Origin of the sequence: Halomonas sp. DP5N14-9, assembly GCF_019802175.1 — a bacterium.
GTDB lineage: Bacteria > Pseudomonadota > Gammaproteobacteria > Pseudomonadales > Halomonadaceae > Halomonas > Halomonas litopenaei.
Genome location: NZ_JAHVHR010000009.1, coordinates 68,192 through 82,175, shown reverse-complemented (window position 1 = coordinate 82,175; position 13,984 = coordinate 68,192). Strand labels below are relative to the sequence as shown.

General features: G+C 66.8%; 16 protein-coding genes. 3 read left to right on the top strand and 13 right to left on the bottom strand.

Annotation, left to right across the window (positions count from 1 at the left end; translation table 11 throughout):
- Positions 1–91 precede the first annotated feature (91 nt).
- The 6 genes from flgG to flgB all read right to left on the bottom strand — a co-directional run bounded on the left by flgG (position 92) and on the right by flgB (position 4,630).
- Entirely contained in the window at positions 92–874 is a 783-nt protein-coding gene (gene flgG, locus KUW00_RS07125) for a flagellar basal-body rod protein FlgG (RefSeq protein ID WP_045992588.1), read from the bottom strand.
- 73 nt (positions 875–947) lie between these two features.
- On the bottom strand, positions 948–1,703 hold the full coding sequence (flgF, locus tag KUW00_RS07120) for a flagellar basal-body rod protein FlgF (protein WP_045992587.1): 756 nt from the start codon (positions 1,701–1,703) through the stop codon (positions 948–950).
- 59 nt (positions 1,704–1,762) lie between these two features.
- On the bottom strand, positions 1,763–3,013 hold the full coding sequence (gene flgE, locus KUW00_RS07115) for a flagellar hook protein FlgE (RefSeq protein ID WP_222568668.1): 1,251 nt from the start codon (positions 3,011–3,013) through the stop codon (positions 1,763–1,765).
- Positions 3,014–3,069: 56 nt separating this feature from the next.
- On the bottom strand, positions 3,070–3,765 hold the full coding sequence (flgD, locus tag KUW00_RS07110; RefSeq protein WP_045992585.1) for a flagellar hook assembly protein FlgD: 696 nt from the start codon (positions 3,763–3,765) through the stop codon (positions 3,070–3,072).
- Between the two features lie 4 nt (positions 3,766–3,769).
- Positions 3,770–4,174: a flagellar basal body rod protein FlgC gene (gene flgC, locus KUW00_RS07105; protein ID WP_045992584.1), complete on the bottom strand. Its 405-nt coding sequence runs from the start codon at positions 4,172–4,174 to the stop codon at positions 3,770–3,772.
- 39 nt (positions 4,175–4,213) lie between these two features.
- Positions 4,214–4,630 (bottom strand): flagellar basal body rod protein FlgB, encoded by a 417-nt coding sequence (flgB, locus tag KUW00_RS07100; protein ID WP_108132049.1) that lies wholly within the window; start codon positions 4,628–4,630, stop codon positions 4,214–4,216.
- A 230-nt stretch (positions 4,631–4,860) separates the two neighbouring features.
- On the opposite strand from flgB, the gene flgA reads away from it, so the two are divergent.
- From flgA to flgN, 3 genes are all read left to right on the top strand, one after another.
- Positions 4,861–5,634, top strand: coding sequence for a flagellar basal body P-ring formation chaperone FlgA (flgA, locus tag KUW00_RS07095; RefSeq protein WP_213230209.1), 774 nt, complete (start codon positions 4,861–4,863; stop codon positions 5,632–5,634).
- Positions 5,635–5,963: 329 nt separating this feature from the next.
- Positions 5,964–6,269: a flagellar biosynthesis anti-sigma factor FlgM gene (gene flgM / locus KUW00_RS07090; RefSeq protein ID WP_222516307.1), complete on the top strand. Its 306-nt coding sequence runs from the start codon at positions 5,964–5,966 to the stop codon at positions 6,267–6,269.
- Entirely contained in the window at positions 6,266–6,715 is a 450-nt protein-coding gene (gene flgN / locus KUW00_RS07085; protein WP_045994752.1) for a flagellar protein FlgN, read from the top strand. Before flgM ends, flgN begins: the two co-directional genes overlap by 4 nt.
- Positions 6,716–6,856: 141 nt before the next feature.
- On the opposite strand, the gene KUW00_RS07080 is transcribed toward flgN, so the two are convergent.
- The 7 genes from KUW00_RS07080 to KUW00_RS07050 all read right to left on the bottom strand — a co-directional run bounded on the left by KUW00_RS07080 (position 6,857) and on the right by KUW00_RS07050 (position 13,945).
- The gene (locus KUW00_RS07080; RefSeq protein ID WP_222516306.1) at positions 6,857–8,674 is read right to left on the bottom strand and encodes an EAL domain-containing protein; all 1,818 of its coding nucleotides are present in this window, start codon (positions 8,672–8,674) and stop codon (positions 6,857–6,859) included.
- A 133-nt stretch (positions 8,675–8,807) separates the two neighbouring features.
- Positions 8,808–9,554 (bottom strand): SDR family NAD(P)-dependent oxidoreductase, encoded by a 747-nt coding sequence (locus KUW00_RS07075; RefSeq protein WP_108132045.1) that lies wholly within the window; start codon positions 9,552–9,554, stop codon positions 8,808–8,810.
- A 3-nt stretch (positions 9,555–9,557) separates the two neighbouring features.
- Positions 9,558–10,409 carry a fumarylacetoacetate hydrolase family protein gene (locus KUW00_RS07070; protein ID WP_108132044.1) on the bottom strand — a complete coding sequence of 284 codons (852 nt, stop codon included), beginning with the start codon at positions 10,407–10,409 and terminating at the stop codon, positions 9,558–9,560.
- Complete coding sequence (locus KUW00_RS07065; RefSeq protein WP_222568667.1) at positions 10,406–11,404, bottom strand: aldo/keto reductase; 999 nt, start codon at positions 11,402–11,404, stop codon at positions 10,406–10,408. Before KUW00_RS07065 ends, KUW00_RS07070 begins: the two co-directional genes overlap by 4 nt.
- Positions 11,401–12,192 (bottom strand): amidohydrolase family protein, encoded by a 792-nt coding sequence (locus KUW00_RS07060; RefSeq protein WP_222568666.1) that lies wholly within the window; start codon positions 12,190–12,192, stop codon positions 11,401–11,403. The genes KUW00_RS07065 and KUW00_RS07060 overlap by 4 nt, the downstream gene beginning before the upstream one ends.
- Complete coding sequence (locus tag KUW00_RS07055; protein ID WP_222568665.1) at positions 12,192–12,626, bottom strand: RbsD/FucU family protein; 435 nt, start codon at positions 12,624–12,626, stop codon at positions 12,192–12,194. Before KUW00_RS07055 ends, KUW00_RS07060 begins: the two co-directional genes overlap by 1 nt.
- On the bottom strand, positions 12,623–13,945 hold the full coding sequence (locus KUW00_RS07050; protein WP_222568664.1) for an L-fuconate dehydratase: 1,323 nt from the start codon (positions 13,943–13,945) through the stop codon (positions 12,623–12,625). Before KUW00_RS07050 ends, KUW00_RS07055 begins: the two co-directional genes overlap by 4 nt.
- Between the last annotated feature and the right edge of the window lie 39 nt (positions 13,946–13,984).

The window sequence follows — 13,984 nt, the reverse complement described above, 5'->3', positions numbered from 1 at the left end:
TCTCCAGTGCCACCGCGGAATTTATTATCAGAGTCGTGACTAGGCGCTACCCGAAAAGGGTCGATGAGCGCAGGCACTTTTCAGACAAGCCCTAGAGTTGCGCCAGGCGTGCCAGCATCTCATCACTGGTCTGCACCGCCTTGGAGTTGATCTCGTAGGCGCGCTGGGTCTGGATCATGCTGACCATCTCCTCCACCACGTTGACGTTGGAGGTCTCCACATAGCCCTGCAGCAGTCGGCCGGCACCATTCATGCCCGGCATCAGTTCGTTGCGCGGCCCGGACGAGCTGGTCTCGAGGTACAGGTTGCCGCCGATGGACTGAAGGCCGGTGGCGTTGACGAAGGTGGAGATGGTGATCTGGCCCACCTCGTCGGACTCGCTGGTACCGGGCTGGGTCACCGAGACCACGCCATCCTCGCCGATGTCCACCGACAGGGCGTTGTCGGGGATGATGATGGCCGGCTCCAGCGGATAGCCGTTGGCGGTGACCATCTGGCCGTTCTCGTCGAGCTGGAAGCTGCCGTCACGGGTGAAGGCGGTGGTACCGTCGGGCATCAGCACCTGGAAGAAGCCCTTGCCGTTGATCGCCAGATCACGCGAGTTCTCGGTGGCCTCGAGCCCACCCTGGGTGTGCAGGCGCTCGGTGGCCACCGGACGCACGCCGGAACCGATCTGCATGCCCGAGGGCAGGCGGTCCTGGACGTTGTTCTGGGCGCCGGGCTGGCGCATGTTCTGGTACAGAAGGTCCTCGAACACCGCCCGGGACTGTTTGAAGCCGTTGGTCGAGACGTTGGCCAGATTGTTGGAAATCACGTCCAGCTGGACCTGCTGGGATTCGAGTCCGGTCTTGGCCGTCCACAGCGACTTGATCATGGTTCTTCTCTCCCTCGGTCAGGAGACTCTCCTGACCGCTCAATAATTCGGCCCTGGCTGTCGGTTGAAGGGGTCAGCCGTTCAACGACAGCAGGCTGTTGGCCTTCTGGGCGTTCTCGTCGGCGGTGCTGATCATCTTGGTCTGCAGCTCGTAGCGCCGCGCCACATCGATCATCGCCACCATGGACTCCACCGGATTGACGTTGCTGCCCTCCAGCGCCCCGCTGACCACCCGTACCTGGTCGGAGGCCGCCAGGGCGGCAGGCTCGCCATTCTCACCGATGGAGCGAAACAGACCGTCGCCGCCACGGGTCAGCTCGCCGGGCTGCGGCTCGACCAGCTTGAGCCGGCCGATCTCGGCCAGGGCGTCGGGGTCCTGGCCCATGCCGATCGCACTGATGGTGCCGTCGGCACCGAGGAACAGCTCGGCCTCCAGCGGCACCTGGATAGGTCCGCCCTCGCCGATCACCGGGCGCCCCACCGAGGTCAACAGGCCGTTGCCGTCCACCTGCAGGTCGCCGCGGCGGGTGTAGGCCTCGCTGCCGTCATCGCTTTCCACCGCGAAGAAGCCATCACCGTCGATGGCCACGTCCAGGGTGCGACCGGTGCGGGTGATGGCCCCCGGGGAAAAGTCCGCTCCCGGGGTCGAGGCGGCGGTGGACACCCGGGTGTCGAGACGCGCCTCGCCCTCGACCGGCACCGCGCGCATGGCGTGAAGCTGGGCGCGAAAGCCGGTGGTCGAGGCGTTGGCCAGGTTGTGGCTGACCACCGACTGCTGCTCCATGGTCTGGCGTGCGCCGCTCATGGCGGTGTAGAGCATGCGATCCATCTACGACTCCCCTGGAAGGTATGAGAGGCCGCCGCCCGAGGCAGCGGCCGGCGTGGTCATCAGCGCAGGTTGATGGCGGTCTGCAGCACTTCGTCCTGGGTCTTGATGGTCTGCGAATTGGCCTGGTAGGCGCGCTGGGTGACGATCATGCTCACCAGCTCCTTGGCCATGTCGACGTTGGAGGTCTCGATGGCGCCGGACTGGATGCCGCCCAGCAGGCCGGTACCCGGGGCACCGACCAGCTCCTGGCCGGAGGCGTCGGTGGCGGCCCAGGTGTTGTCACCGGCGGGTGACAGGCCCTCGGGGTTGCGGAAGCTGGCCAGGGCGATCTGGCCGGCCGGGCGGGTCTGCTCGTTGGAGTAGCTGCGCACCACGGTGCCGTCACTGTCGATGCTGATACCGACCAGGGCGCCGGAGGTATAACCGTTCTGGTTGAGCGAGGTGGTGCTGGCATTGTTGCCGAACTGGGTGGAGCCGGAAATATCGAAGGTCAGCGCCATGTCGTTGGCGCCGCCCAGGAAGGGGTCGTTGGGAAAGGTCAGTGCGAACTGGCCGTTACCCGGTGTCGTCAGCTGGCCGTTCTCGTTGAACTCCATGTCCATGGTCTGCGGCTCGGCCGGGGTGGCACCATCCATCAGCACCATGCCATCCATCGCGGTGGTGGCGGTCCACTCGTTGTCGCCGGTCTTCTCGTAGTAGACGGTGACATTGCGCGGGTTACCCAGCGAGTCGTAGGCGGTGAAGTTGTTGGAGTAGTGGTAATCGACCGGGACACTGGCGGAGCCGTCGGAGCCCGCCAGGGTGACGCTGTTGAGGTCTTCGCCGACAACCTTGCGTGAGTCGAGGTTGAAGGTGGTGGACACCTCGGTGGTGGCGCTGGCCGGCATCTCGTCGGCCTCGATCTGCAGCACCTCGGGCTGGCCGCCCACCTGGACCGCACCGGCGGCGTTGACGCCGTAACCCATGATGCGCGCGCCCTGAGCGTTCTGCAGGTAGCCGTCCGGGGTCATGGTCAACTGGCCGTTGCGGCTGTACACCACCTGGCCGTTCTGCTCCATGCGGAAGAAGCCGTCGCCGCTGATGCCCAGGTCCAGCGGTCGGTTGGTGGACTCCAGGTTGCCGCCGCTGAAGTCCTGCAGCACGGTGGAGACCTTGGTACCCAGGCCGATCTGGGAGTTGGCGAAGACGTCGGCGAACTGCGCACTACCGCTCTTGTAGCCCACGGTCTGGGAGTTGGCGATATTGTTGCCCAGCACGTCCAGGCTATCGGCGGCGGCGTTCAGACCACTCAGCGCTTGTGAAAAACCCATGTCACTCTCCTTATACGTTTCCCTGCGTCGATGACTCGACGGTCGTCCTGCATTCGCTACAGAATCTGGCGGATATCGCTCAGCGCCACCTGCCCGTAGACGGCACCCAGGTCGAGTTGCACCTGGCCGCTGTCATCCGCCGGGGACACCCCGCCGACCTGGGCGTAGTTGAGCGCGGTCACCGCAAGCTCCTCGCCCTCGACGCCGGTGGCCTCGATGCTGACGTGATAGGCACCTTCGGGGGCCGCCACGCCTTCACCTGTCATGCCGTCCCACTGGAACGACTCGGTCCCGGCGGAGGCCGGGCCCAGGTTGTAGCTGTTGATGACCTCGCCGGACTCGTTGGTGATGGTCACCTTGACCTCGGCGGCGGGGCTTTCCAGCTCGACGCCAAAGGGCGTGGAGACCGGCGCGCCTTCATCGTTGTGGGCCATGACGATGCGATCCCCCGGCACCAGCACGCCCTTGCCGATCAGCCCGGTGGCCTGCAGCGCCTGGCCGGCGTTGATCTGACCGGTGATCGACGACATGGTCTCGTTGAGCGACTCGATACCGGAAACCGTGTTGATCTGGGCCAACTGCGAGGTCATCTCGCTGTTGTCCATGGGATTGAGCGGATCCTGGTTCTGCAGCTGGGTCACCAGCATGGTCATGAAGTTGTCGCCGAGCTCGTCGGACGCCTGCTTGGAGCTGGCCTGAGCGGTGGCGGCGTTGACCGATTGGTAAACGCTTGCATCGATGGTGTTGGCCATGGGATCAGCCCTCGCCCAGGGTCAGGGTCTTGAGCATCAGCTGCTTGCTGGTGTTCATGACCTCGACGTTGGCTTGATAGGAGCGGGAGGCGGAGATCATGTTGACCATCTCGCCCACCGGGTCGACGTTGGGCATCGCCACGTAGCCGGCGTCATCGGCCAGCGGATGCTCGGGGCGATACTCCTGGCGCAGCGGCGAGGGGTCCTCGACCACCTCGCGCACACCGACGCCGCCGATGCCGTCGCTGGCGGCGCGGGACTCGAACACCGCCTGGCGGGCGCGGTAGGCCTCGCCGTCGGGGCCGGCCACGCTGTCGGCGTTGGCCATATTGCTGGCGGTGACGTTCATGCGCTGGGCCTGGGCGGACATCGCCGAGGCGGAGATATCGAAGATCGAAAACATCGACATGGGGCGCTCTCCCTGCTTGGAAACTGAGATGGACCGGGCTTACTGCTCGGGCTGCATGGCCTGCTTGAGGCCCTGGATGCGACTATTGAGGATCGTCAGCGCGGCCTGGTAACGCACCGAGTTGTCGGTGAAGGCGGCCCGCTCGCGGTCCATGTCCACGGTGTTGCCGTCGAGGCTGGCCTGCTCCGGCACGCGGTACTTGAGCTCGCTGCCGCCAAGCGACATGGCCTGGCCATGACCCGACAGGTGGTGACTGGACGTCCGCGCCAGGGCCAGACCGGGCTGATTCGCCCCCTTGGTCGCGGCTTCCAGGGCCTGGGAAAAGTCCATGTCGCGTGCCTTGTAGCCGGGGGTATCGGCATTGGCGATATTGCTGGCCAGGACCTTCTGGCGTTCCTGTCTAAGCGACAGGGCCTGCTGGTGAAAAGCGAGCGAGGCCTCGAGCTGATCAATCATCCCGGTGCGCTCCGTAAGCAAGGGAACAAAGAGACAAGGGGTTCGACGATGAAGAATACCCAGGCCTCTGTCTGCACAAAGCCGTGAACAGCCCCCATTACCACGCCCATTTCAGACCATGCGTCGATGCCAGCTTCTCTACACTGGTGTGCCATGGCCCTTGAATGGCCAGGAAAGCGCCCTTCAATCGGCCCCGGGCGCTAAAGATCGCACCGACCACCGGTATCCCGATGTCTCGATCCTCATCTCTTGTACAAGCCACTGCTTCCCTGTCCTGGGTCATCGCCCGGGCGGCGCTGGTGCTGTGTGTCAGCACGGGCTTTGCCGCCAGCACCGCCCAGGCCAGCGGCCAGGCGGTCGATGACGGCGGTGTCGATGCGGGCACCGGGGAAGCGCTGACACGGGTGGAGAGCTTTCTGTTCGAGCAGGCCCTGGCCGACGGCGCCCGTCCGGGCGATCTGGAGATCCAGGTATTCCCGCCGGCGGCGAGCCTGGCCGACTGCCGCCAGCCCGAGCCCTTCCTGCCCCGGGCGGGGAGTCGGCTGGCCGGACGCGTCTCGGTGGGGCTTCGCTGCGAGGGAGAGCGTCATCGCAGCCGCTATCTGCAGGCCGAGATCACCCGGCTGGGCGAGCGACTGGTGGCGGCGCGGGACATCGCCCCCGGCGAGCGCCTGAGCGCCGACATGCTGACCAGCGAGCGCTTCGACGTAAGCCGTCTGCCGTCCCAGGCGCTGACCGATCCACAAGCGGCCATCGGTCAGATCGCACGACGCGGGATTCGCCAGGGTCAGGCGCTGTCGGCCCATCAGCTGACATCACCCAAGCTGGTGAGACGCGGCGAGCAGGTCGCGGTGGAAGCCAGTGGCCGGGGCTTTCGCATCAGCCGCCAGGGCGAGGCGCTGGAGGCCGGCGGCCTCGGCGATATCGTGCGGGTAAGGGTGGATCGGCGCCAGATCCTCGACGCCCGGGTGGTGGAACACGGCCGGCTGGCGGTAACCTACTAGGACATTGATGAAAAGTGCCTGCGCTCGGTAATACGGCGTTAAAAACCGGCTGGTGCGCCAGCCCGGTCAACATACTCATTTACTGCTAGTAAACTGCGCTGTCTCTCCGACTTTTGCCTTGTCTAACCTTCGCTCGGCGACTTTTCGTAAAACGCTCAGGACATGTCCACGAAGCGGCTGCGCTCGGCAATACGGTGTTAAAAATTTGGCTGGTGCGCCAGACCTAAAGTTCTTGTTCTTGCGGCCGATGATGTACATAGACGCAGACATTCGGATCAACGGCGACAGCCAGCGCCTGGTCCCATCGCCATTCTCGTGAGGCCTTGCCCGTGAAGATCGATTCGCAACATCCTCTGACCCGCCCCGCCCAAAGCGAGGGGCCGCAGCAGAGCGACAAGCTCCAGCAAAGCGAGACGCAAAAAACCGCTGGCGCCGGCGTCGAAGCCGGTGCCCAGGCCCACCTGAGCCGCCCGGCGGCGGACTCCAGCCAGGACATCGACAGCGCCCGGGTCGAACAGATTCGTGACGCCATCCGCGAGGGACGCCTGGAAATCCATCCTGAACGCATCGCCGACGGCCTGATCGACAGCGTCCGCGACATGCTCGGCGATGGTTCAGAGGGCTCGCAGTCGTGAGTCTGGCCCGACTGCTCGACCAGCAGCGTGAGCGACTCGCCGAGCTGCTGGCCCTGCTGGGCGAGGAACAGGAGTGCCTGGTTCAGGGCCAGGTCGACAGCGAGGCGCTGGTGGCGCTCGCCGGCCAGAAGTCCGAGATCCAGCAAAGGCTTGCCGAGACGGAAGCGCGCCGCCATCAGGTGCAGTGCCGACTGGGCTACCCCGATGACCGCGAGGGCACCCTGCAAGCCGCCCGTGACGCCGGCTGCGAAGCCGCCTGGCAGGCCACCATGGCACTCGCCAGGGAAGTCTCCCGCGCCAATCTGCGCTGTGGCGAACTGCTGGCCCTACGCATGGAGCACAACCAGCGCATGCTCGACCAGATCCACCGCATCGCCAACGCCAGCGTCTACCAGCCCGACGGCCGCACCCGGCTGCAGCCCTCTCGGCTCAACGTCTCGGCCTGATTTCCTGGTTCAAGGTCCTGGCTCGCAGCTTAGGCTCGCAGCTTGGACTCTCGACATCGGGCCTGACGCCTCCTCTCGGAAACACCTGCCCGGCTCTGCCACCTTGCCGGCACCGCCACCTTGGCGGCATCAATGGCTGGCTCAGATCGCTATCGCGGGATGCGCGCCGGAGGCCGCCCAGCCCACCAGGGCCTCGCTTTCCAGCGGCGCACCGACAAGACGCCCCTGAATCCGGACAAGCCCCAGCGCCTTGATGGTATCGAGCTGTTCGGCGGTCTCGACCCCCACCGCCACCGCGACGAACTCCAGCGCCTCGAGGCAGCGCATCAGCGCCGCCACGCTCTGGCGCATGCTGGTGGAGGGATCGGCCAGGGTCTTGAGGGTCTCCGGCCCCAGCTTGCCCAGGGTCACCGGCAGCGAGGCCATGCCGAACAGGTCCACCGGGGAGCGGCCCAGCCCATCGACGCCGAGCCGCACGCCCAAAGCGACGATACGCCTTAACAGGTGGGACTGGCGGTGGCCCACCTCGAACAACCCCGCGCCATCCACCTCCAGGCACAACCAGTCGAGGCACTCGTGGCGATAGTGGCCGCCCGCCTCCTTCTGGGCACCCGCCTCCCCCTTTGCGCCAGACTCGCATAGCTGGCGCAGGTAGAGATCCAGGGCGCGGCCATCGAAGCCGTCCTGATCCAGCAGGCAATGGTGAATGTTCACCGAGATATCCCAGTCACCCAGCTCGGAGCCGGCCTCGCGCCAGCGCCTGCGCTGGGCCATGACTTCCTTGAGCACCCAGCGATCTAGCCGGTCGACCAGCTGCATTTCGGCGGCGAGTGCGACAAATTCCCCCGGCGCGACCTCGCCACGCTGGGGATGGCGCCAGCGCACCAGCGCCTCGAGCCCGCAGCAGCGCCGGGTGAGCAGATCGAACTGGGGCTGATACACCAGATAGAGCTGCTGATCGGGGAACATCAGCGCTTCCTGCAGCTCGTGACGGAAGCGCTGCTGGCGCTCCATCAGACGCTGCAGGCTGCCGTCGTAAAAGGCCAAACCACCAGGCACGGCCTCTTCCAGCGCCTTTTCGGCGTGGGCCAGCAGCTCTCCGGTTTCCTCGCCATCTTCCGGGCACAGGACGATGCCGATACGCGGCTCGATCAGGGCGGGCTGATAGCCGGACAGGGTAAAGGGCGGTTCCAGCGCCTCGAGGCAGCGGTCGGCCACCAGTTGCAGGGTCTCCGGCGTGACGGGGTGCTCGAGCAGCACCCCCCAGCGTTCGCGATCGACTTGCACCACGCTGTCTTCCCGGCGCAGCACGTTGACCAGTCGGCGTCCGGCCCGGCGCGACACCCGCGACGCCATCTCGCCACCATGGTCCACCAGGATGCGCGACAGGCCGTGTAGCTCGACCAGCATCACGCCCAGGCGCTGACCCAGACGGTCGGCACGATCGAAGGCGTGGGACAGGCGGTCCTCGAAGATCCAGGTACTGGCCACGTTGCCGATATCGGCATGGCGGCGATCCAGTACCGCGTCGGCGTCGGCGTCGAGATCGACGAAGGTGACCAGCCACATCAGCGGATCGGTGCCACTGTCCAGAGCCGCATCGGCGCCTCGGTCGAAGGCCACGCAGGACATCAGCCCCAGCCGGGCGCTGGCGCTGTCATCCACCGCAAGCCAGGCCTGCTGCCAGTCCTCGCCGGGTGACAGGGTATGGTAGCTGCCCCGCTCGCCCAGCAGATTGACGAAGGGGCGAAACAGCTCGTTGAGATTGCGGCCCTGCAGCTCGCCACCGGTGGGACAGGCCAGCTCCGTCAGCGCGGTGTTGGCCCATACCAGGCGGTCGTTGGCATCGATCAGCGCCAGCCCCACCGGGGCGCGGTCCAGCACCAGCCCCGCCACCACCGAGGGGTGATGGGCGACCTTGCCGGCGGAGGCCGCCTGCAACAGCGTCGTCGGGCCCAAGCCCGCTGATCGATCCTTAGCCATGAGCCCTGCCCAGATAGAGGTAAGCGGTGCGCATTACCTAATATAACCACTATCGGCTAGGCCGGCGTACTCTTGAGGACCGAGATGAACGGTTTTTACATGAACAGGGCTAGCGCGGACGCAGGCGCAGGGCGTCCATGCCACCGTCCACCGGCAGACAGACCCCCACCGTCGAGCGATTGGCAGGATCGGCCAGATAGGCCACCGCCTGGGCCACCTCGGCGGCGGCGACCAGCCGTCCGTGGGGCTGGCGGGCCTCCAGCGCCGCACGCTCGGCCTCGGGGTCAGGCGCCTGCGCAAGCAAGCGGCCGATCCAGGGGGTATCCGCGGTGCCGGGCGAGACACAGTTGACCCGAATGCCCTGTTGCAGGTGATCGGCCGCCATGGCTCTGGTCAAGGCCAGCACGGCGCCCTTGGTCGCCGAGTACAGGGCCCTTTGCTGAATCCCCGCGGTGGCGGCGATGGACGCCATATTGACGATGGCGGCGGCGTCCGACTCGCGCAGATGAGGCAGCGCCGCCCGAGACACCCGCGCCATGCCGGCGACGTTGACCTCCCAGGCACGCGCCCACTCCTCATCCGGGTTGCCCGCGACATCGCCCTGGGCGCCGATGCCTGCGTTGTTGACCACGATATCGATACGCCCCAACGCACTGGCGACCGCCGCCACCGCACGCTCTACCTGCTCGCTGCTGGCGACATCGCACGCTTCCCAGTGGTGTTGATTGGCGGGATCTTCGCGATCCAGCACGGCGACGCGGGCGCCTTCAGCGGCCAGGCAGTCGGCGATCGCCGCGCCGATGCCCGAGGCGCCGCCGGTGACGATAGCCACCCGTCCTTCGAATCGAGCTGTCATGGATTAGCCCTCCCAGGCACGAAATGTCTGACGCTGGCGGCCCAGGCCGTCGATCTCCACCTCGACCACGTCGCCCGGCTTGAGGTAGTCGAAGCGCCCCGAGACCGCCACCCCTTCGGGAGTACCGGTGGAGATGACGTCGCCGGGCTCGAGCTGCATGTACTGCGACAGATCGCGCACGATCTCGGCGCAGCCGAAGATCATGTCCGAGGTGCGGGAGTCCTGGCGCGGCTCGCCGTTGACCCAGGAGCGCAGGCCCACATTGGCGGGATCGAAGGCGTCGGCGGTCACGATCCAGGGGCCCAGTGGCATATAGCCCGGGCTGCACTTGCCCTTGCTCCACTGGCCGCCGGAGACCTCGAGCTGGAACTTGCGCTCCGACAGATCGTTGGCGAGCACATAGCCACCGATGTGACTGGCCGCTTCCTCCAGCGAGTCGCAGTAGCTGGCGGTGCTGCCGATCACGATGGCAAGCTCGACCTCCCAGTCGGTCTTTTCCGAACCGCGCGCGATGGTGACGGTGTCGTCGGGGCCGGCGACGGTGTTGGGCGTCTTGAAGAAGACGATGGGTTGCTTCGGCGGCTCGGCGCCGGACTCGGCGGCGTGGGCGGCGTAGTTCTGACCGATACAGATCACCGAGCCCACCGCCGCCACCGGCGAGCCGTGGCGCACCTCGTCGGCAAGCTCGACGGCGGTCAGCCGTCCGGCGTCCAGCAGCCGGCGAAGACGCGCCACGCCGTTGTCCTTCCAGAAGCCTGGCCCGAAGTCGCCCACCGGCGAGGCGTCGTAGAGTACGCCTTCGACCTCGACCAGCGGCATCTCGTTACCCATCGTTCCACGGCGCAACAGCTTCATGTGTTCTCCTTCAGCAGGCCTCGCGCCTGCAGTTCGTTCCAGAAGGCCTCGGGAATATGGCACGAGGCCAGTGCATGATTTCGCTTCACCTGCTCAGGCGAGCGCATTCCGGCCATGACGTTGACCACGGCGGGGTGGCGCCACGGGAAGGCCAGCGCCGCCGCCGGCAGGCTGACGCCGTGGGCTCGCGCCACCGCGGCGAGTTCGCGGGCACGTTCGAGCACCGCCTGCGGTGCCTGGCCGTACTCGTACCAGGCATCGGCGGGAGGCTCGTCACGCGCCAGCAGGCCCGAATTGAAGGCGCCGACGGCGACCACACCGACCTTGCGTTCCAGGCAGGCGCTCATCAGTCCTGTCTGTTCCTGCTCCAGCAGGGTGTAGCGACCGGCCAGCATGATCAGGTCAGGCCTTGCCTGATCGACGAAGCGCTTGAGCATGTCGGCGTCCTTGGAGCCCACGCCCCAGGCCGCGATCCGGCCCTGCTCGCGCAGGCGTTCGAGCTCGGGGACCGCCCCCGCCAGGGCTTCCTCGAAGCGATCCGAGGGCTCTTCCGGGTCATGGATCCAGAGGATGTCCACCGACGTCATGTCGAGGCGCGCAAGCGAGGCCTCCAGGCTCTGCCTGACGCCCTCGGCGGTGTAGTCACGCCGCCGGGTCAGGTCATCGGCCACGTGGAAGCCGTTGGCCTCGTCGCTGCCCTGCGGGGCAGGATTGGGCTCCAGCAGGCGCCCCACCTTGGTGGAGATGACGTAGTCGTCCGGCGAACGCCCCTTGAGCGCCTTGCCCAGGCGCTGCTCGGACAACCCGAGCCCGTAGTGCGGGGCCGTGTCGTAAAACCGCAGCCCCAGCTCCCAGGCGGTGTCCACGGCGGCCAGGCAGTCCTGTTCGGGGGTGACCTTGCCCATGTTGCCGAACTGCGCCGCACCGACGCCGAGGCCTTCGAAGGCACGGCGCAGCTTGGGTGGCAGACGGCTGGCGATCGGCGATGTGGTCATCGGGCATCTCTCCTGTGATAGATGTTCAAGGCGTTGTCCTCGGCAACGGCCTGGCGCTTTTCTGCGGGCACCCGCGCCAGCACCCGCTCGCACCAGTCCTTCGGGTCCTGACTGATCGGGCTGTCGCTGCCGAGCAGGCAGCGCTCGGCACCGAAGGTCTCAAGCGCCACGTCGACGATGTCTGGGGCGTGGCGCTCGAGCTCATCGGCGTCGCGGCACTCCGCCGGCAGACCGGACAACTTGCAGTGGACCCTGTCGAGCTCGGCCAGGCGCGCCAGATTGCGCTGCCAGGCCTCTCGCGCGACGCCATCACGCGGGTTCGGCTTGCCCATATGGTCGAGTACCACCGTCAGCTCCGGTACCCGCTCGAGCAACGCCAGCAGGCGCGGCAGCTCCCGGTCCTTGACGCAGGCATCGAAGGGCAGGCCCCGGTCGGCCAGACGCTTCAGGCCCTCGACCAAGGCGGTCGAATCAAACAGCTCGCGGTCCTGCAGCAGGCGTCTGACGCCGACCACCTGGGGCACCTCGGCCAGACTCGCCAGCGCCCGCTCGGCCAGGGGAAGCTCCAGCGCGACGCTCGCCACCACACCGTGGACCCGTGGGTCCTGCTGGGCCAGCGAGATCAGCCAGGCGGCTTCCTCGGCGGGGTCCGGGGCGTCGGCCTCGACCAGCACGTAGCGGCGGTCCTGGCCATCGGGAATCGGCGCCCTGGCGGGCAGGCCCGCATCGGCGAGCCAGGGAATCCGCACCGCACCGGTGTCCCAGACGTGAAGGTGGGTATCGATCATCACGGAACGCCTATCGTCAGCAGAAAGTTGGAGTAGGGGCGGCACTCGCCGGTGGCCACCACCAGGCACACCTCAGGTCCGCGGCAGGCGTCATAGAAGGCCCAGCGATCCAGGCTCGACCAGGCGATCTGCTGGCCTCCCCCATGTCGGTGGCCGGCCAGCCGCTGGCGGCACTCGACCACCGATTCCGAGGCGCCGCCCTCGGCGTCGGCCATGTAGGTGACCTCTTCCACGAACACCGCCTGGGCCAGCGTCTCCATCACCGACAGCACCGGCACCATGCCCTCGCACAGGTTGAGGTAGACCCGGCTCGCCGCTGGCGGCGCACCGGTCGAATGCGGATAGAGCGCGTCGGCCACCAGCACCCTTGCGCCGTGTCCGGCGGCGGCCAGGCCCTCGAGCAATGGCGGATTGAGCAGCGGGCCGCGGATCATGCCGGCACCGCCTGGCGCCGACGGGTCCACTCGGTGCCGTTCGGCCAGGCCCAGGCCGCCAGCGTCTCGGCCTTGATCTCGGCGGAATACCCCGGCTCACGCGGCAATGTATAGGCGCCATCTCGCACGACGCAGGGGTCGACGAAGTGTTCGTGCAGGTGATCGACGAATTCGGCCACCCGCCCGTCCACGGGCCCCGACACCGCGATGTGGTCGATCATCACCAGGTGATTGACCAGCTCGCACAGCCCCACCCCGCCAGCGTGGGGGCAGACGGGCTTGCCGAACTTCCTGGCCATTAGCAGCACCGGGATGATCTCGTTGACGCTGGCAAGACGGCAGGAGTCGATCTGCACGTAGTCGACCGCGTTGGCCTGCAGCAACTGCTTGAACAGCACCCGGTTCATGCCGTGCTCGCCGGTGGCGACGCCGATACCGAGCGGGCGCACGCCATCGCCGATGCTGCGATGCCCCAGCACGTCATCCGGGCTGGTGGGCTCCTCGATCCACAAGAGGTCGTGATGGGAAAGCGCCTCGACCCGCTCGATGGCCTCGGGCACCTCCCATATCTGGTTGGCGTCGATCATCAGCGCCACGTCGGGGCCGATCACCGAGCGAGCGATCCCCAGGCGACGCTCGTCGTCCTCGGGATTGGCGCCGACCTTGAGCTTGATATGGCGGTAGCCCTCGTCCATGGCTTCCCGGCACAGGCGGGCCAGCTTCTCGTCCGAATAGCCGAGCCACCCCGCCGAAGTGGTGTAGCAGGGGAAGCCCTGCTCGCTCAGCTCGGCGATGCGCTCCTGCTGGAAGGGCCGCTGTTCCTTGAGCATCGCCACCGCCTCCTCGGCGCTCAGCACGTCACCCAGGTAGCTGAGATCCAACTGCTCGACGAGCACCTCCGGCTCCATCTCGCAGACAAGACGCCACAGCGGCACTCCCGCATGCCGGGCCGCCAGGTCCCAGACGGCGTTCATCACCGCCGCCCGCGCCAGGTGCACCACCCCCTTGTCCGGGCCCAGCCAGCGAAGCTGTGAATCCGCGGCGAGTTCACGATAGACCGCCCCCGGAGACCGGCAGACCTCGGCCGCGTCCCGGCCGACCAGCGGCTGGGCGAGGGCCTCCATGGCCTGCAGGCAGATCTCGTTGCCGCGACCGATGGTGAAGGTGAAGCCGCACCCATAGAGCGCGCTGTCATCGGTGACCAGCCTGAGATAGGCCGCCGAGTAGTCGGCGTCCTTGTTGACCGCGTCGGAGCCGTCGCTGCTGTCCGAGGTGGGAAAACGCAGATCCACCAGTTCGATTGAGGTAATGACGGACACGTATCGTCCTCCAGATTCATCAGATGTATTAAAGTGCTG

What these genes read in the sequence shown, in the direction of transcription:
- KUW00_RS07060 (WP_222568666.1), bottom strand. Translation starts at nt 12,192, where the DNA reads ATGATCGATACCCACCTTCACGTCTGGGACACCGGTGCGGTGCGGATT.
- flgC (WP_045992584.1), bottom strand. Translation starts at nt 4,174, where the DNA reads ATGTCGATGTTTTCGATCTTCGATATCTCCGCCTCGGCGATGTCCGCC.
- flgD (WP_045992585.1), bottom strand. Translation starts at nt 3,765, where the DNA reads ATGGCCAACACCATCGATGCAAGCGTTTACCAATCGGTCAACGCCGCC.
- flgB (WP_108132049.1), bottom strand. Translation starts at nt 4,630, where the DNA reads ATGATTGATCAGCTCGAGGCCTCGCTCGCTTTTCACCAGCAGGCCCTG.
- KUW00_RS07070 (WP_108132044.1), bottom strand. Translation starts at nt 10,409, where the DNA reads ATGAAGCTGTTGCGCCGTGGAACGATGGGTAACGAGATGCCGCTGGTC.
- KUW00_RS07055 (WP_222568665.1), bottom strand. Translation starts at nt 12,626, where the DNA reads ATGATCCGCGGCCCGCTGCTCAATCCGCCATTGCTCGAGGGCCTGGCC.
- flgF (WP_045992587.1), bottom strand. Translation starts at nt 1,703, where the DNA reads ATGGATCGCATGCTCTACACCGCCATGAGCGGCGCACGCCAGACCATG.
- flgA (WP_213230209.1), top strand. Translation starts at nt 4,861, where the DNA reads ATGTCTCGATCCTCATCTCTTGTACAAGCCACTGCTTCCCTGTCCTGG.
- flgE (WP_222568668.1), bottom strand. Translation starts at nt 3,013, where the DNA reads ATGGGTTTTTCACAAGCGCTGAGTGGTCTGAACGCCGCCGCCGATAGC.
- KUW00_RS07065 (WP_222568667.1), bottom strand. Translation starts at nt 11,404, where the DNA reads ATGACCACATCGCCGATCGCCAGCCGTCTGCCACCCAAGCTGCGCCGT.
- KUW00_RS07075 (WP_108132045.1), bottom strand. Translation starts at nt 9,554, where the DNA reads ATGACAGCTCGATTCGAAGGACGGGTGGCTATCGTCACCGGCGGCGCC.
- flgG (WP_045992588.1), bottom strand. Translation starts at nt 874, where the DNA reads ATGATCAAGTCGCTGTGGACGGCCAAGACCGGACTCGAATCCCAGCAG.